Source organism: Methanolobus bombayensis, from assembly GCF_017873415.1.
Lineage (GTDB): Archaea > Halobacteriota > Methanosarcinia > Methanosarcinales > Methanosarcinaceae > Methanolobus > Methanolobus bombayensis.
The window spans coordinates 38,230-57,288 of sequence record NZ_JAGGKD010000014.1 but is presented as its reverse complement, the minus strand read 5'-3'; the positions used below and the strand labels follow the sequence as shown (position 1 = coordinate 57,288).

Here is a 19,059-nt window from a genome sequence, read left to right as displayed (position 1 = left end):
AATCATTCCCAACAGAATGATAACGAAATGAGACTTACACTCGTAGGAAGCTCCTTCCTCGACAGCCGAAGGCTGGCAGGGAGGGGTAGTTCACTATCAAGTACTTACTCCAGCAACCTTCCAGACAGGCTTCACAATTATATTCGGGCCATCTTTCTCAGAAAGATCTTCTGTGTCTTCTGTAAGTATAAGACCTTCAGATAGTTTGTATCTGTCCATAGCTTCTAGGAGAGACCTGCAATCTCTGGGTTACCTGAATTACCTGTGTGATACTCTCGCTCTCCGTTATTATGAAATTTGTAATTAAAAAAAAGAAAAATAAAAAAATATATCCTCTCTCAAATATATCGAATATATTTAACAAAATATGCATTTTTTATCGATCATACTCGATAAGTATATAAATAAAAATACTATACTTGTTATATGTGGACTCAAGGGAAAAGCTGAAAAGTGCCATTATTGACTGGCAGGGAAGAGCATTGCCATTGCTGCACAAGCGCAGGTATGGCCTTAACATCGATGCTCCCCATATAAATGACATAGTGGGCATAAGAAGATGTGGAAAGACCTACTACATGTATCAGTTGATCTGCGAACTGATTGATAAGGGCGTGCCAAAAAGCAATATACTGTACCTTAACCTTGATGATGACCGTCTTCAACCTTTAAATGGTGATGAGCTCCAGTTACTGATAGAGACTTTTCGCGAGATTCAGAAGATCTCTGAAGAAAATCTTCTGTATATTTTCCTTGATGAGGTCCAGAACTTTCCTTCATGGGAACGCTGGGTTAAAGGAACCTATGACAGGAAACAAAATGTAAAGATGGTTATCAGTGGTTCCAACGCCTCTCTGTTATCCCAGGATATATCTACATTGCTTACTGGAAGACATATCAGTACCAGAATGTTCCCCTTCAGTTTTGCAGAGTTTCTTGATTATCATGAAGTTGAGTATGACCTGAAAACACTTCCTTATTCCGAAGACAAGCCAAAAATGAAACGCATGTTCAATGAATACCTTGAAAAAGGAGGTTTCCCCGAAACAATTGTTTATCCATCGGTCCAGCATCGTGAAACATTGCAGTCTTATTTTGACGATATAATTTACCGCGATATCATCTCAAGGTACGGTGTACGCAATCCCCTTATATTCAAGGATCTGGCGCTCTTTTGTATTTCCAATATAGCAAAACCACATACATATAACTCTCTCAGGCGTTTGTTTGCCAATTACTCCTCCCTCAGTACAGATACAATAATAGATTATATTGCATATCTTGAAGACGCTTTCCTGCTTTTCAGTTTAACCCACTATGAGGAATCCCTTAAGCAGCAAATGAACAAGCCAAAAAAGCTCTATTGCATTGATACAGGCATGATCAATGCAGTTTCATTTAAGTTGTCATCTGATATCGGAAGACTATATGAGAACATCACCTTCCTGCATATTCTACGCTCCGGTAAAGAGACCTACTATTGGCAGGATCAGAAAGGTCTTGAGGTAGATTTCATAATTAAGGAAGGACTTGAACCCAGTGAATTGATACAGGTCTGCTCAGATATGTCCGATCCGGAAACAAAAAAGCGCGAGATAAAAGGCCTTCTTGCAGGGATGAAGAAATTCAGGATCAAAGAGGGAACTATTATCACAGCGGATGTTTTTGGAGAGGAAAAGGTTAATGGTGGGAAGATCAGGTACATTCCGCTATGGTACTGGTTGCTCTCTAATTGACAAGGCATTTTTCTGCCATAATTAATGCTATTTAGATCATCATTCCCTTTTCGATCAAGTTCTTGCCACTGATAAAACAGAAGATCAGCGCAGATACAAGAACAACAATAAAGCACCCGGTCCACTGGTGCCAAAAAGATCTGAAGAAGCCCTCCTCCGCTGACATCACAAATATTGATATACCAGTAGCCCTGCCCATATATGCATTAAATGCTCCTTTAAATGCAGGATTAGAAAGAAGATGAATTCAAACCTAGAAAGTTTATAAATGGAGCGTAAAACCCCTTGGTCTTTACAGGCTGTCCGATAATTTCATTTTATGGCAAAATCATATGAAAAAGAAGGGATTTAAAGCCTTTAAATCGAAAATGAAGGTTTTTATTATTACCAATAGTAATTGTCGGACAACCTGTTTAGCTTCGGGGTAGTTGACTTGTATCTTCCCTCAAAACCGACTATCATTCAGGACCAATGAGATCACCATTTGACCCTAACTCTAGTATTCTGCGCTTTTCCTCAGCCAGGGTCCTGTAGTCATTAGACTCATCGCGCATTCCCAGTTCTTCCAGAACATCTGCATATCCTTCTAAACAGGTGATCTCCCATTTTATATCAAAGATATTGACGGACGGTTCAATTTCGACCATTCTGGCCTGGATCTCCAGAGACCTTTCAAAACACTGTTTTGCAAGATCGGGCTCACCTTTTGCTTTAGAAACAATACCAAGCGTAATACTGATAATTGCCATCATTTCCAGATATCTGATATCATCAGGATGTGATTCCATGATCTCTTCCAATAAGGATATCGATCTTAAATAGTACTCAATTGACCTATCAAATGCTCCGGAGTGGTAATGGATTCTGCCAAGATCCTCATTGGAGGCAACAAGGGACAAGAGAAGCTCCGGATCATCCTTAGTATCATTTTCAAACATGTCTTCGTAGAACTCATGATAAAGCTCGACTAAGTTCTTTGCCTTATCGTATTTTTCCAGTTCCATATAATAATGCTCTTTTAGCATCATCCCCATAGTCGCAATCATTTTGTTTTCAGTGTCAATATCAGCATCCTGAAGAATACCTGCATACCTGTCAACTGCACTCAAAAAGTATTCCTGTTCACTTTCAGGATCATCGAGCTCTTCGTAGATGCCAGACATAGCAAAATATATATCAGCCAGCTCTCTGGCTACAGCGTAGTCAGTACTTCCGTCTTCATCTGATAAGCTGTGCAGTACATCTGAAGATTCAGTTAAATGTTCCAGGGACACGTCAAATTGCCCATATGCTGCATAAAGCACAGCCATTTGTTTAAGGGTGTTAGCAAAGCCTATTACAAAACTTTCGTCCAGTTCCACAAGATCTTCAAATATCTCAAGGGCATCTTCATAAAAACCCAGAGACTTTTCAAAATCAATTTCAAAATACAGTCTTCCCAGTTCCCTTAAAGTCCCTGCAAGGAATTCATCATAATCAGTCTTATCAGGGTCTTCCTCACGCAGATCCCTGTATATATCGATTTCTTTCTGGAAATAATCCTCTGCTTTATCTGATCTGGCATTTTCATCAAACAGTGCAGCTAACTGATCAAAGGTCTCAGCAATGCATAATTTATTATCGGTCTCATCTATTCCTGCTTTGAGCAGACTTTCATAGATGCCTATTTCAAATAAATAAACCCTTTCAGCTTTATCCAGGTCTTCGACATTTTCAAAGAACTTAGCTATGTGGTCTAATGAACTGATGTCATCAGCTTGCATTGAAAGAAATTCCGATGGCAGATTCTGCATTTGCTCAAAAACAAGCAATGATCTCTCAAAATATGAAGCTGCCTGTTCAAGGTCTCCTTCCTCTTCAAAAAGCAATGCTGTTTTTTCATATGTTTTGGCAAGCATAATATTGCAGATAGTAAGATCAGAACTATCAGGCTCATTTTCACAGTGAGATGCAAGTTGTTCCCGTATTTCAGAGAAACAGGAATATGCATCATCTGTCTGGCCGGTAATGCTGTAATAATCCCCTATTAATGTCTGTGAGCTGATCCAGGGTATGAAATTGTTCATATCATTGGGATCGTCTCTATATCTCTTATCTGCCAGTTCAAAATATTTATCGTAAACCTGCTTTGCAGCATCGAAAGCCTCGTTGGAAATGAAAAAGTCCCCGTACATTGTTGCCATTCTCGGTACAAGCATCTCAAAATCAGAATGATCAGGATCCATTGATGATATCTGGCTGTATTTTTCCATGACCTTCAATACGTATGTAGCTTTTATTATTGGGATCTGAGCCATTCCAAAACATATGAGAATATTGTTCAGGGCTTCTACATAATTAAGATGATAATCGATGTCCTCTTCACTACCAAGATCGTGCTCCATTAATACATCGCATACTCTTAGAAGAACAGCCTCATGTTTTTCACATATCCTTACTGCCTCTTCGATATCATCTGTAGAATGCAGAGTATCCCTAATTCCGGTGATGCTTCCTTCAAGGATCATCTGGCGATCATAATTATCAGGTTTTTCTAAAAAAAGACGGGATGAGATCTTAAAAGCCTCATCATAAGTATTTAAAGCTTCATTTATACTAAAATCCGCCTCTAAAACATTACCTTTTAATATTAAGGTTCTGGAGACCAGATCAGGGAGGTTTTCCTCCTTTGCAGCAACCTCTGCCTCTTCCAGAACCTTCAGGGCCTTCTTATAATTGTTCTTCTGAAAATGATTTGAAGCTGTGATCATCTTCCGAGTAATGGTATCGATCTTCTGTTGTGACATATGTAACCTAATAAACCCTAAACAAATAAAGATAACCACCTCCCTAAAAGAATGACACTTATTAGTGAACTTTTTTGCGATTCCCCTTATCCTGTGTTTTTCCTCATATGATATTAGCAGCGACCAGGTAGTTAGCTTGAAAAGATCAGCAATATCGGTTATCTTTCGACAGTTCACCGAAGCAAAAAGAACCTCATTGTGAACATTGTTCTTCAGATTCTTCAGCAAGGATTTTTACCTATTCTTCGGGGACCAATTATTACATTGTTCTGTGAAGAAGTTAGAGTGTCAAGTTTGATCTTTTCTATCTCTTCATCCCTGCCAATAACGAGAGGTGGTTCTACTTCCCAACCTATCATAAATATCTGCTCGACCATAAATAATAGTTAAATATAACGATATTTGATTTTTACTACAAATGCTTTGTGAACTACTCCTAGCTTACGCAAGGAGCTTCCTGCTTCATTCCCCTTCCTATTGGAAGCAAGTCCACAGGCTCTTCCCCTCGTTCCGAGGGTGTCTTATGTGATTATCAAATTTTGATTCTGTAATGCGAATTTCTTAATGTTGATAGCGGCATTTATATCTCTATCGTGGTGGGTGTTACAGGTAGGGCATTGCCATTCTCGAATTTTTAGAGTTATGTCTTTATTATGAAATCCACATACATTACAGATTTTTGTACTTGGCTCGAATTGTCCAATGCGGAGAATTGTTTTTCCGTACCATTCAGCTTTATATTCTAGTTGATTGAAGAACATACTCCACGAAACATCACTTATAGATTGGGCTAAACAGTGATTTTTAAGCATACCTGAAACATTAAGAGATTCTATTGCGATTGCTTGGTTCTCGCTTATAATTTTAGAAGAAGTTTTGTGCAAAAAATCTGCTCTTTGGTTGCTTATTTTCTCATGAAGTTTTGAGACTGCTAATCGTGCTTTTGCCCTATTCTTTGAACCCTTCTGTTTTTTAGATAAGCGTTTTGATAGAACTTTAAGTCTCTTCATGGAGTTTTTAAGGTGTCTTGGATTATCTATTTTATCACCATTTGACGTGATAGCAAAATCCTTGATACCTACATCTATTCCGATTGTAGAATTATCATCGAAATATTGTGTATCAGGTTTTTCTTTTCCATCATCAACAAGGACACTGATATAGAATTTTCCAGTAGCAGTTTTAGAAACAGTTGCGGTTTTAAGTTTACCTTCAAACTTCCTATGTAATTTAGCTTTAATTGGTTGCTTTATTTTAGGGAGCTTGATAGTATTTGTTTCAAAATCTACAGTATAATGTTGTGGAATCTGGAACGATTGTAAAGGATTTTTTCTTGATTTGAAGTTAGGAAATCCTTTTTTCTCACGGAAAAATTTAGTAAATGCAGATTCGAGATTGATAAGTGCATTTAGCAATGATTGAGAGTTTACATCCTTTAACCATTCGTATGTTACTTTCAATTCTTTTACTACCATTTCTTGTAAATCGAATCTGGAAAGATGTTTCTTTTCCGTTTCGTATGCTTTGATTTTTTGCTCTAAAGCCCAATTATAAGTGAACCTACATGCACCGATATGTTGCATGAAATGTTCCTCTTGTTCTTTATTTGGATAAAGACGGTATTTATAGGCTTTAAGCATTATATCTTATAATATTTTTACAATACTTATAGTTTTCGTAAAATTAGATTAAGAAAGGTCATACCCAGATAGTACGCCCCTCATCTCCCACCTGTCGCTACGCTCCGAGGAAGGAGACTTCCCGGCTTAGAGTTAAAACTCATCTCCTTTGTAAAACCACTTCCAGCTATCGCAAAGAATCCTACCAGGGAAACACAGAAAATAAAAAAGGACAGATGAAATGCTGGATAAGGCATGGATTAATATACTAATTAAAATTATATAAATATAGTGTTCTTAAATACATCTACCTGTAATATACTACACCAAAACCACAAAAGACAATAACAAAATAAGACAATAATAGTTTCATATGTTCATTTTCGGTCACATCGGAATCACCCTTGGGATATTCATCCTCATAAGAAAACATCCAGTTTTCTCAAAAATAAACCTGAACATACCTTTAATAGCATTCGGGGCCATACTTCCTGATATCATTGATAAGCCTCTTGGAGAAGTAATTTTTGCAGATTCACTTGCAAACGGCAGGATTTTCGGCCACACACTAATTTTTTCATTAATTATCCTGGCAACAGCATACTATTTCTACAAAAAGAAAAACAACCATGATCTGTTAATAATACCCGCAGCTTCTTTAATGCACCTTATTGAAGACAGGATGTGGATGACACCTCAAACATTTTTGTGGCCTCTGATGGGGTGGCAGTTTCCCGACGGCTACCAGTCAGCAGGAATTCTTGACTACTTCCTCAGCATATTCAAAAACGCATATACACCATCAATGAGCTTTGTATTCCTTTCAGAGATCCTGGGCTTACTTATAATAAGTGCATTGTTGATTTTCAGCACATTTCCACTGGTATATAGCAAATATCTTAAGAGAAAAAATTGAAGTCCGGTACTAAAATGAAATTATGGACTATATTGAATAATATGAACAATTTCACTAGCATCAACAAATGTTTTCAAGTATTAAAGCCAAACATAACTGAAAAAATAATATATATTTATATAGGAATACATTATCATAACATTAACGGGTGAGGATAGTGCTACGAAACCGTGCTTTGTAGCAAATGGCAGGATACATGACTAAGAACTATGAAGAGAACATACGACTAAAAAAGCTGGTTTCCTATTCTGAAGAACTTTTTCAGAGTTCGGCAGGCAAGATCGACTATGGTCGGATAACATACCTCATGAAGGAAATATCCGGTGCAAAATACGCTGCTTTCATACTTTTTGATGATAAGACAAACACCTATATTACAAAAAGTGCCCAGGGCAACGGAGACCATATCAAAAAAGCCTGTCAAATACTTGACTTCAAAATTCAGGGTCAGGTCTGGGAAAGGAACAGTGCCTTCGAAAAAAGAATAAAGGACAATATCATCACACATTTCTCATCAATCCGCGAACTTACAGAAGGATTATTCCCCAAAGCACCGATAACAACTATTGAGAAGACGTTCAATGCAGGCCAGACTATTGTTGCTAACATATTCAGAAATAATCTTAACCTGGGATATTTTATTCTGATCTATAATAGGGAAAAAGAGCTTGTTAATGAAGAACTCATAGAAGTATTCTCCCGCCAGATAGGATTGCTGCTGGAAAGGAAAAAAACCGAGGAAAAACTTCAGTTCCAGTTCAACTACCAGAAAATGATATCCGATATCAGCTCAAAGTTTCTGAGTATTCCTGATGATGAAATTGATAATGCAATAGATGAAGCACTTAAAATGTGCAGGGAACTTTTTGATGTGGAAAGAGCATACCTTTTTCTTTTCTCCGATGATCGAAAGAAAATGGAAAAAGGATACGAACAATGTGCAGAGGGAAGCAATAAAAATCTCCAGGATATCATCGGAATTGAGCTTGGTGATTATCCATGGTTTGAAAAGGAAATATTTGGACAGGATCACATGTATGTGCCTGATATAGAAGAACTCCCTCCCGAAGCAGTAACTGAAAGAACCAAGTGGGAAGAATATTCGATCAAGTCAGCACTGCACATACCACTAAAAGAACGGTCAGAAGTTACAGGTTTCATTGGCTTTAATTCAATTAACAAACAGAACTGGTCAGAAGAGCAGATAACACTGCTAAAAGTCCTTGCCGGAATAATATCCAGTGCACTTGAAAAAAAAGCGGAAAGGGAAGAACTGCAGATTCAGAAAAAAAGACTCAGTGAAGCCCAGAGAATAGGACACACAGGTAGCTGGGAATTCGATATGAACACCGGAATGGTGCATGCTTCAAAGGAAGCTTTCAACATATACGGCATAGAAGACACAAGTATTACCATCCGGGAAGTCCAGGCTCTTGTTTTGCCACAATTCAGACCCGCTCTGGACCAGGAACTAAAGGACCTTATAGAGTCAAATAAACCCTATTATGTAGAGTTCAGCATCCTTCGACCAATAGATAACAAAATATGTCATATAAGTTCTGTAGCAGAATATTACCCTGAAAGTAACACAGTTGTAGGAACACTTCAGGACATTACCGAAAGAAAAGTTTCAGAAGAACAATTACAGAACAGGACACAGCTACTGGATATCGCTCTTGAGGCCACCTGTGCAGGCATCTGGGATGTAGATCTTTTGACCGGGAATATTGAACTGCAGGGACTTAAAAGCTGGAAAGAGATAACCGGATATGATTACAATGATTTTTCATCGTACAATCTGGATATGTGGATAAAAATGATCCACCCGGATGATGCAGCAGAGGTCATCAGTAAATTTTCAGATACTGCCAGTGGAAAAAATGATCATTATGTGGCAGAATACAGAATGCTGCATAAAAACGGGAACTGGGTATGGATACGTGCACATGGAAGAGTTGCCGGTTTTGATGAGAATGGAAAAGCACTCCATGTTTACGGAACTCACATCAGTATAGATGAGAATAAAAAGGCAGAAGAAAAAGCTAAAGCAGCAAGCCAGGCAAAGTCTGATTTCCTGGCTAACATGAGCCATGAGATACGCACACCTCTTAATGGTATCATCGGCTTTTCAGACCTCCTCATGAATTCTCAGCTAAGTTCCTCCCAACTTCAATATTTACAGACAATAAATGCATCTGCGAATTCGCTTCTTGACCTGATAAACGATGTACTTGATATCTCAAAGATCGAAGCAGGTAAACTTGAACTCCAAAATGAAAGAATTGAGCTGCGTGAACTTTGCGAGCAGATAACAGATATGCTGAAGTACAGTGCACATGCTAAAGGACTGGAGCTTCTCACAAACCTGCCACCACAGCTTCCTGAATATATCGTTGCCGATCGTATGAGATTAAGACAGATACTTGTAAATCTTCTTGGTAATGCGATCAAGTTCACACCTTCAGGGGAAGTGGAACTTAAAGTTGTGGTCGGGAAAACAGATTCCCAGGGTAAAGCAGACATAACCTTTTCCGTCAGGGATACAGGAATTGGTATTCCACCTGACAAACAGACAGATATTTATGATTCATTCTCACAGGCTGACAGTTCAATTTCCAGAAAATACGGAGGAACTGGACTTGGACTTAGCATCTCAAACAAGCTGCTTGAAAAAATGGATTCTGAACTTGAACTGACCAGCGAAGAAGGAAAAGGAAGTTGTTTCAGCTTTTCTGTGGATCTCAGTATTAAAAATACAGAAATATCTGATGATAGGATATCTGTTTTTGGAAAAACCCTCATCGTTGATGACAATGAGAAAAACTGCCAGATAATCAGTTCTATTCTCAAAACTTACGGAATTGAAACTGAACTGGCATATTCTGCCGATGAAGCACTGAAGAATCTGGCAGATATGGCTGATGAGATCGGCCTTATGATAATAGACAGACACATGCCCCTGATGAGCGGTGATGAGCTGGTAAAAGAAATACGTGATGGAAATACTTATTTTTCCCATGATCTGCCCATTATCATAATGCAGGATTCTACAGACATAAGTGATGAAAATACAGATGAAGATAACTCAGTCACACATGGGAAAACTGCCTGCATAATAAAACCTGTAAAACAAAGAGAATTACTTGAAATAATCAATCACGGATTTTCAGACATTAATAATTGTATTCCAGATAGAAATAAAGTGTTCGAGCCGCCGGAGAGCAGTAATGATGAAAACTACAAAATACTTATTGCCGAGGACAATGAGACAAATATGCTTCTTATATCTACCATTGTTTCCAGAATCCTGCCTGATGCAGAAGTATTCAGATCCAGGAATGGGAACGAAGCTGTAGATATATTCAGGAAAGAGAGACCGAACATTATTCTGATGGACATCCAGATGCCTGAAACAAGCGGGTACGATGCCACCGCCATTATAAGGAATATTGAAAAAACAACAGGAACTCACACACCGATAATAGCCCTCACAGCTGGAACTTACAGAGGAGAGAAAGAAAAGTGTCTTAAAGCAGGTCTGGATGACTACATCCCAAAACCCATTGTTTTTGATACGATCAGACAGTTGTTTGACAAATGGCTGTTTAAACACAATATAAGAAAAGAGAATGGAAAACAAAAGGAAAATCCACACAATCCTGTCCACTTCGATTCTGATTGGTTACTTGAAAATACAAATGGAAGCAAAAAGCTACATGATGAACTTGCATCCATGGCCATGAGATCCTTTTACCGGAGCCATCAGGAAATATCTGCTGCTTTTTCAAAAAACGAAATGGATACTATAGCCACCATAGCACACAAAACAAAAGGAACTGCACTTAACACCGGCTTTAATCTCATCGCATCTGCTGCTGAAGATATTGAAAATTCTACAAAAGATGATCCAGATGATCTCCCTGCTCTCCTGGAAAAGCTGGAGGAAGAAATCGAGTATCTTAAACACTTTTTTGATAAAGAGCATTAAATCCTGCAACCAAATCAATATAATCTGAATAAATATATATAAACATAAAAGCATAATATTCACAGGAAACATGCAAAACAATACATATATTCATAAATCTGCTAAGCTTTATGGTTCCAGCAGCGTAGGTAAAGACTCGGTGGTACTTGAAAATGTTATACTCGGCTATCCTGAACACAGCATACTCATGGAGATAACAAAAGCAGGCGTTGAGATAGAGGCCTATGAACAGCCAGGTGCTACCTTAGGTGATAATGCATTCCTCAGAGCAGGCACAACCATATTCAGCAACGTCTGTACGGGTAATAACTTCAAAACCGGGCACAATGCCATGGTCAGGGAGAACACCACAATAGGGGATAATGTGCTCATTGGAACAAATGTGATAATAGATGGTACAGTCAATATTGGAAACAGTGTCAGTATCCAGGGAAATGTGTACATTCCCACGCATGTGACCATTGAAGACAGAGTATTTATCGGACCTTGTGCAGTGCTTGCCAACGACAAGTATCCCATAAGAGGAGAATATCATCCGGAAGGGCCGGTCATAAGAAGGGGGGCGTCAATTGGTGCAAATGCTACGCTTGTGCCGGGAATAGAAATAGGGGAAGGCGCAATGGTAGCTGCAGGAGCACTGGTTACAAAGGATGTACCGGCATGGAAACTTGCCATCGGGTGTCCGGCAAAGATAATTGACCTTCCTGAAAAACTTGAAACATTGAATGATATATAACCTAAATTAAATTCACAGCATTTTATCGATTCTCAGAGATCAGTGATATCATGATACCTATTGCAAAACCACAGCTTGATGAAGCTGAAATAGAAGCTGTAAGCGACGTTCTGCGTTCAGGAATAATAGCCCAGGGCCCACGTGTTACAGAATTTGAACAGGCTTTTGCCGAGTACACCGGAACTGAATATGCAGTGGCAGTGAATTCAGGAACTGCAGCCCTCCATGCTGCTCTGCTTGCACATGGGATAGGCAGGGGTGATGAAGTCATCACAAGTTCTTTCAGTTTCATAGCCACAGGCAACTCAGTTATTTTTACCGGCGCAAGACCTGTGTTTGCAGATATAAGCGCCGATAGTTTCAATCTGGACCCGGAACTTATAGAAGAGAAAATAACACCTGCCACAAAAGCCATCATGCCAGTCCACCTTTATGGTCATCCTGCGGACATGAAGATAATAACTGAGATTGCAGAGGATCATGGTCTTGCCATTATTGAAGATACATGCCAGGCACATGGAGCCACTTACAATGGAAAGAAAGCCGGATCATTTGGAACGGGTGCATTCAGTTTTTACCCCACCAAGAACATGACCACAAGTGAAGGTGGCATCATTACTACTAACAATAAGGAAATTGCAGAAAAAGCACGCATGATAAGGGCACACGGTTCTAAGCAGCGCTATCTTCATGAGATGCTGGGCTACAACCTGAGAATGACCGATATATCCGCTGCCATAGGAATGGTTCAGTTGAAAAGACTGCCGGATTATATACATGCAAGGCAGCGAAATGCAAAACTGCTAACTAAAGGACTGGAAGGTATAGATGATATAGAGTGTCCTGTCATAAGGGAGAATTGCGGGCATGCATTCCACCAATACACAATTCGCACCAGAAACCGGGACCAACTTTCCGATCATCTGAAAGAAAATGGAATTGGATCCGGAATATACTATCCTATACCCATTCACAGACAACCGTATTATAAAGAACTTGGATACAATGATAGTCTGATGATAACTGAAAAGGCCTCAAGGGAAGTGCTTTCATTACCTGTGCACCCGGGAGTCACTGAGGACAACATCAAGACAATTTGTACTACAATAAAAGAATGGAGTGGATCAGAATGTTAAAAGTAGGCGTTATCGGCGCCGGTGCCATGGGTAAGAATCACATCAGAATTTATAGTGAAATGCCGGATGTGGAACTTGCTGGTATTTCCGATATAGACAAAGATCTTGTGGAGAGCCTTGCGCAACAATACGATACAAAAGCCTTTACAGATTACAAAGAAATGCTTGCATCAGGAATGGATGCAGTGAGCATCGTAGTCCCTACAAAGATGCATCGTCAGGTGGCCATTGATGCCATAGAGGCAGGTGCACATGTGCTTGTTGAGAAACCTATTGCTGACACGGTGGAAAACGCCAATGATATCATTGATAAGGCGAAAGAGAATGAACGCCTGGTAATGGTTGGACATATTGAAAGGTTCAATCCTGCTGTAATAAAACTGAAAGAGATCATCGACTCCGGACTTCTTGGTAAGATCGTATCAATATCAACCACAAGGGTAGGACCTTATAATCCAAGGATAAGAGATGTCGGTGTAATTCTGGACATCGGTGTTCATGATATCGATGTAATATCATATCTTTATGGCAGAAGTGTCAACCAGGTATATACAGTGGCCGGAGCAGATATCCATTCCTTTGAGGATCACGCCACCATACACATGAGATACGATCATGAGTTCTCAGGGCTGGTTGAGGTAAACTGGCTCACACCCCATAAAGTGAGAAAACTCACAGCAGTTGGTGTCGAGGGTGTTGCCTATCTTGATTATATGGACCAGACTGTAGAATTGCATGACAGTGGTTGGGTCAGGAAAGCAAAGATAGATCAAAAGGAACCACTAAAGAACGAACTTGAATATTTCATAGATTGCATTAATAATGGCAAGCAGCCAGAACCTTCAGGAAATGACGGAAAACATGCACTTAAGGTCAGTCTTGCAGCCATCAGTTCATACAAAGAAGAAAAAATGATAGATATAAAAGAGTGATCATCATGAGCCAGAAACTCGAAAATATATTAAAAGAAAAGGGTCCTATCAAAAAAATAGGCGTAATAGGTATGGGCTATGTTGGTATTCCTGCAGCAGCTCTTTTTGCAGATTCAGATAAATTTGACCATGTGCTTGGATTCCAGAGGGATTCTCCTTCTTCAGGTTATAAGATCGATATGCTCAACCATGGGGAAAGTCCCCTCAAAGGTGAAGAACCCGGCCTTGAAGAACTTCTTAAGAAGGTTACCGATGCAGGTAAATTTGAATGCACCCCTGATTTTTCAAGAATATCAGAACTTGATGCTGTAACACTGGCTATCCAGACACCTTTTGCAGATCCAAAAGCACTGGAACCTGACTTTGGAGCACTCAAGGAAGGCATCCGTAATGTAGGAAAACATCTGAAACCTGGAATTCTGGTTGTCCTCGAATCCACAATCACTCCGGGAACCACTGAAAGTATGGCAACGGAGATTCTTGAGGAAGAATCCGGTCTTAAAGCAGGAGAGGATTTTGCACTGGCACATGCTCCTGAAAGAGTAATGGTGGGAAGACTTCTCCGCAATATCCAGGAACATGACCGTATCGTTGGTGGTATCGACCAGCCAAGTACCGACAGGGCAGTGGAACTCTATTCCCCGGTTCTGACAAAAGGCAAAGTAATATCAATGAGTGCAACTGCTGCTGAGGTTACAAAGACAGCAGAGAACACGTTCAGGGATTTGCAGATCGCAGCAGCAAACCAGCTTGCTTTATATTGTGAGGCAATGGGAATCAATGTCTATGATGTAAGGGCCGGTATCGACAGCCTCAAAGGCGAAGGTATAACAAGGGCCATACTCTGGCCAGGTGCCGGTGTCGGAGGACACTGCCTTACAAAAGATACCTATCACCTGGAGCGTGGTGTGAAACTGGGAACCGAAGCTCTTGATTATCCACAGGATGCGGAGTCGATATACGTACTTGCACGCAGGGTCAATGACTTCATGCCTGTGCATATGTACAACCTGACAGTTGCAGCTCTTAAAAGAATTAACACGGACATAAAGGGAGCAAAGATCGCCATGCTTGGATGGGCTTTTATCAACGACTCCGATGATGCACGTAATCCGCCATCTGAACCCTACAGGGATATGGTGCTGGAAGCAGGAGCAGAACTTAAAGTACATGACCCGCATGTGCTCAACTACCCTGACGTTGAGATACTGAAAAGTTCAGATGAGGTTATGGAAGGAGCAGATGCGGTTGTTATCTTTACCGGTCACAAAGAATACTTCACTCTGAAACCGGAGGATATAAAGAAGCTAACAGGCAAAGCACATACTGTGATCATAGATGGCAGGAATGTTATCGATCCTGATGCATTCATAAATTCAGGATTTGTGTACAAAGGAATCGGTCGCGGTGACAGGAATAGCCACCAGATAGCTGGCCAGTGACCTATTTTTCACCGGGACTTGTTTCCCGGTCACCATTTTCTTTTTTCCTGCGCAGATTTATCAGAATAAGCAGCAAAAAAATTATCTGTGCTATGGTTACTCCTATACCATCAGCAAGAATATCATGTACACTGGAAGAACGACCGGGAACAAATGATTGATGATATTCATCAGAGATTCCGTATATCACACCAACAACTACCGCAAAAATAGCTGCATATCTTCTGAGTATGACGTTATCCGAGTTTTTAAACGTCAGGTGCAGGAGTAAACCGAGACCGAAATACAGTAACATGTGAGCTACTTTATCCATGTGTTCATGGGCATATTCCGCAATGTCTATTATAAAACCAAGACCCAGGTTCTTTGCGATGTCAGCCAGCTCATACATTATAGGAATCTTAAAAATAGAAGCTGGTATGCTCAGGTTAGACTGAGAAGATAAGTAGAAGATAAAACCCGCATAAAGTATTGTCAGAGCTATCAGAATATCTTTCTTGTGTTTCATGTAATCAAATTTTTGTGCTTTTGAAACCTGATCCAGGATGAACTGTACAAGATAAAGGAAGTAAAGGACCAGGGTAGCAATATATTTGTTTTTAAGAAAACTCTGCATATTGTTCATTTTTATAAATGTTTTACAAGGCTAAAATAGTTATCCGGTCATTTAACCAATTATTTCTTCAAGACCTTGGTATAGATTAACCTTAGGTTCAAAACCAATAGCTTTAGCCTTTGTTATGCAGGATGAGCTATGTTTGATATCACCTGGCATCGGATCTGTGTACTCTATGTCCATGGAACTGCCAAATATATCCAGAACTATCTGTGCAAGTTCATCTATGCGTGTGACCATCCCCGTCCCGACATTATAGACCTCACCATCATCTCCGGCCCCGCTTGCCAGAAGAGTGAGCATGTTCACCACATCATGAGCAGAAACAAAGTCCCTGGTGTTTGATCCATCACCGAATATCACAGGTGGAAGTCCTTCATTTACCCTTCCTATGAATTTTGATATAACTCCAGAATATGGATTAGAAGGGTCCTGTCTCGGGCTGTAGATGTTAAATGGTCTTATACTGACAGCAGGAAGACCATATGCCTGATAGTACATACTGCAATATTTCTCACCACAGAGCTTGCTGGTACCATATGGAGACATAGGATACTGAGGATGTTTCTCATCCACAGGCAGGTATTCAGGGTTTCCATAAACAGCAGCAGAACTGATGTAAACAAATCTTTCGATATCCCCTGACCTTGCACCTTCCAGAAGGTTCAATGTTCCAAAAACATTGTTATCGGCATCAAAGACAGGTTCTGACATGGACTTTGCAACACTTATCTGTGCTGCCGTATGAATTATGATATCACTTTTGGATGCAAGTTCCTTAGCAAGTGGTGACCTTATATCTTCCTTAACAAAAGTTACATCTGAAGGAAGATCAGGCTCCTTGCCAGAGGAAAGGTTGTCCAGCACTGTAACCTCATAACTATCTTTCATGCTGTCAACAAGATAACTACCCAACTGGCCAATACCACCGGTTATAAGGACCTGCGTCATAGTTGTAATGATTGCAAGCCTGCTATATAATACTAATCAATGCAAGGTATGAATTTCTATTTACAATTACAATTCATAGTACCCATAGTATACCAGATAAGTAGTTGCAAAAATGTGAACTATAAGAACTAAAAACTAAAGACAAAAAAGGAAAAATCCGGACTTAGCATACAGTCTTTAACTGTTCTAAGTCCCCTGAGACAGTCCCGAATGTTGCATGTTCCATGCAGTGAAGAGTGCAGAACATCTCCTCACGGGCATAGTTCTCGTAAACATATATAGGACTACCGCACGTTGCGCATTGTTTCTCTACCAATTTCATTGTACCACCTGTAAATAATTCCGAAATATAGCGACAAGTATCGTACAAATCGGAGCATTAACTATTATGTTGTGACATAACCCAACTGTCAATTCTAAGTGGCCGATGATACTATATAAATTTATGTTTGATGCAATAAATCATGCTCATAATTATGAGCATATAACAATGCTTTATGTCAAGGGAAAACATTATTATATAAAATGAAGCCTTTTCAGAAAACAAGCCCGATAGCTGCAAAAATGCATTTCATAATGTGGTGAATGCACAGCAGTAAGTACATATATAATAAATGATTAAACTTAATGAGCTGATGAAGGTTCGCTTTTAATGCAATTGCCCACATCAAGATAATATAATAATATACAAATATATTGTAATTATGAGGATTTGAACAATGCTGGACATGGATTCACCTTCAACACTTTTAGCCCTGGTTCTTGGAAGCACATTTTTGGTGCCATTTCTGGCAACATACATCTCAATGCCCTATTTTATCAGAAAGCTTACAGAAAAGGGAATAACTGCCAGGGATTATTATAAGAGGGAAGTTACCATGATCCCGGAAAGGGGAGGTATAGCCATCATCCTCGTGGCCATGGTGTGTTTCTCCCTGAACACCCTGTTCTTTAAATTCTCCTCTACAAATTATGTGGTCCTTATAGTCATTGCCATGTTCGGTCTTTTCGGAATACTTGATGACATGGTGGACATTGGCAGGGTAACAAAGTTACTTCTCATGTACTACTGTTCATATCCACTTATCCAGTATGCTACCCACACTGCATTCAACCTGCCAAGTGTTGGTAATATCGAAATGGGAATACTTTACCTGCAGTTCATTGTGCCCACATATGTCCTTGTGGCTTCCAACCTTGTGAACATGCATTCCGGATTTAACGGTCTTGCTTCGGGACTATCGGTAATCGTGCTTATCGCCCTGATCATAAAATCGGTATTGATCGGTGATGTGGACAATATATTTGCTGTTGTAAGCATTACCGGTGCAACACTTGGATACTATCTGTACGACAGGTACCCTTCCCAGATATTCTGGGGTAACGTTGGTTCACTTACCATAGGAGCAGCCATAGGTACGATAATAGTTGTACAGGGATTCATCATCAGCGGATTTGTTATGCTGATCCCTCATACGATCAATTTCCTTATGTATGTCTACTGGAGAGTCAAGAAGTTCCCTGTTGCCAAATTTGGAAAAGAAAGAGAAGATGGTACCCTGGAAGTTCCAAACGCACTTACACTGAAATGGATTCTGCCATACTATCGCAGAGTAACTGAAAAGCAGGCCACAAGAGCCATGTATGCACTTACAATGCTATTCTGTGCAATTGGTGTATTGCTACCTGGAAGATTTTGAATAACTGTATTCTGGTAGTTTAAAAAATTTGGGCTCTGTCGAAATCTTCATTGGATGACTCGTGCCATCGTACACTTGTCACAATTGAAGGCAGATTATTTTATTGCATCTTTTCGAATCGTGCCAGCTTCGCCGGACCCTCAGGGATGGTTTTGGTTATCTACAACTTTCGATTAGTCAAACTTATTCTCCCTTGGATCCTTGTGTTTCTGATAGCCTGCAAAAATAGTTGACAGACAAAGAACAATGCAACCATACGCCTCAGGAGGCACGTTCCTTTGCTACTGTCCTGAAGACAATTGAAATAGTGCAGTTATTGAAAGTTACTGATTTCCATTAATTGGTACTTCAGAATTTGCCTTTCGGGCAGCTTCACTCAAACCATGAAAAGCAATTCATTCTGATTCATACACAGATTATCTGCAAAGAAAAAACAGTAACTATCTTTCAGGAACTGACAGGTTCAAAGAGAGAACAACAATTGGAATAAAAAGAAGTGTG

The 19,059-nt window shown here is 39.7% G+C and carries 15 protein-coding genes; 10 read left to right on the top strand and 5 right to left on the bottom strand.

Annotated features, from left to right (window positions below; genetic code table 11):
• The 3 genes from J2746_RS12465 to J2746_RS12455 form a co-directional block, all read left to right on the top strand.
• Positions 1–204: hypothetical protein (locus J2746_RS12465; RefSeq protein ID WP_209621536.1), on the top strand; the 204-nt coding region annotated here is incomplete at its 5' end.
• A gap of 224 nt (positions 205–428) precedes the next feature.
• Positions 429–1,736 (top strand): ATP-binding protein, encoded by a 1,308-nt coding sequence (locus tag J2746_RS12460; RefSeq protein ID WP_209621533.1) that lies wholly within the window; start codon positions 429–431, stop codon positions 1,734–1,736.
• A 62-nt stretch (positions 1,737–1,798) separates the two neighbouring features.
• Entirely contained in the window at positions 1,799–1,981 is a 183-nt protein-coding gene (locus J2746_RS12455; protein ID WP_209621531.1) for a hypothetical protein, read from the top strand.
• Between the two features lie 213 nt (positions 1,982–2,194).
• On the opposite strand, the gene J2746_RS12450 is transcribed toward J2746_RS12455, so the two are convergent.
• From J2746_RS12450 to tnpB, 3 genes are all read right to left on the bottom strand, one after another.
• A complete protein-coding gene (locus J2746_RS12450; protein ID WP_209621528.1) occupies positions 2,195–4,522 on the bottom strand; it encodes a tetratricopeptide repeat protein in 2,328 nt (775 codons plus the stop codon).
• A gap of 221 nt (positions 4,523–4,743) precedes the next feature.
• Positions 4,744–4,899 (bottom strand): hypothetical protein, encoded by a 156-nt coding sequence (locus J2746_RS12445; protein WP_209621526.1) that lies wholly within the window; start codon positions 4,897–4,899, stop codon positions 4,744–4,746.
• Positions 4,900–5,043: 144 nt separating this feature from the next.
• The gene (gene tnpB / locus J2746_RS12440; RefSeq protein WP_209621523.1) at positions 5,044–6,162 is read right to left on the bottom strand and encodes an IS200/IS605 family element RNA-guided endonuclease TnpB; all 1,119 of its coding nucleotides are present in this window, start codon (positions 6,160–6,162) and stop codon (positions 5,044–5,046) included.
• A 352-nt stretch (positions 6,163–6,514) separates the two neighbouring features.
• On the opposite strand from tnpB, the gene J2746_RS12435 reads away from it, so the two are divergent.
• The 6 genes from J2746_RS12435 to J2746_RS12410 all read left to right on the top strand — a co-directional run bounded on the left by J2746_RS12435 (position 6,515) and on the right by J2746_RS12410 (position 15,291).
• On the top strand, positions 6,515–7,057 hold the full coding sequence (locus tag J2746_RS12435; RefSeq protein ID WP_209621520.1) for a metal-dependent hydrolase: 543 nt from the start codon (positions 6,515–6,517) through the stop codon (positions 7,055–7,057).
• Between the two features lie 196 nt (positions 7,058–7,253).
• A complete protein-coding gene (locus tag J2746_RS12430) occupies positions 7,254–11,045 on the top strand; it encodes a response regulator (protein WP_209621518.1) in 3,792 nt (1,263 codons plus the stop codon).
• A 70-nt stretch (positions 11,046–11,115) separates the two neighbouring features.
• Positions 11,116–11,781: an acyltransferase gene (locus tag J2746_RS12425; protein WP_209621515.1), complete on the top strand. Its 666-nt coding sequence runs from the start codon at positions 11,116–11,118 to the stop codon at positions 11,779–11,781.
• Between the two features lie 50 nt (positions 11,782–11,831).
• Complete coding sequence (locus tag J2746_RS12420; RefSeq protein WP_209621513.1) at positions 11,832–12,917, top strand: DegT/DnrJ/EryC1/StrS family aminotransferase; 1,086 nt, start codon at positions 11,832–11,834, stop codon at positions 12,915–12,917.
• Positions 12,911–13,849, top strand: a complete 939-nt coding sequence (locus tag J2746_RS12415; protein ID WP_209621510.1) for a UDP-N-acetylglucosamine 3-dehydrogenase — start codon at positions 12,911–12,913, stop codon at positions 13,847–13,849. The genes J2746_RS12420 and J2746_RS12415 overlap by 7 nt, the downstream gene beginning before the upstream one ends.
• A 5-nt stretch (positions 13,850–13,854) precedes the next feature.
• On the top strand, positions 13,855–15,291 hold the full coding sequence (locus J2746_RS12410) for a nucleotide sugar dehydrogenase (protein ID WP_209621507.1): 1,437 nt from the start codon (positions 13,855–13,857) through the stop codon (positions 15,289–15,291).
• A gap of 1 nt (position 15,292) precedes the next feature.
• Here J2746_RS12410 and J2746_RS12405 read toward each other — a convergent pair whose 3' ends face one another.
• Both J2746_RS12405 and J2746_RS12400 read right to left on the bottom strand, forming a co-directional pair.
• Positions 15,293–15,916: a VanZ family protein gene (locus tag J2746_RS12405; protein ID WP_209621505.1), complete on the bottom strand. Its 624-nt coding sequence runs from the start codon at positions 15,914–15,916 to the stop codon at positions 15,293–15,295.
• A 42-nt stretch (positions 15,917–15,958) separates the two neighbouring features.
• Positions 15,959–16,858, bottom strand: coding sequence for an NAD-dependent epimerase/dehydratase family protein (locus tag J2746_RS12400; protein ID WP_209621502.1), 900 nt, complete (start codon positions 16,856–16,858; stop codon positions 15,959–15,961).
• Between the two features lie 719 nt (positions 16,859–17,577).
• On the opposite strand from J2746_RS12400, the gene J2746_RS12395 reads away from it, so the two are divergent.
• The gene (locus J2746_RS12395) at positions 17,578–18,558 is read left to right on the top strand and encodes an MraY family glycosyltransferase (protein WP_209621496.1); all 981 of its coding nucleotides are present in this window, start codon (positions 17,578–17,580) and stop codon (positions 18,556–18,558) included.
• The last annotated feature ends 501 nt before the right edge of the window (positions 18,559–19,059 follow it).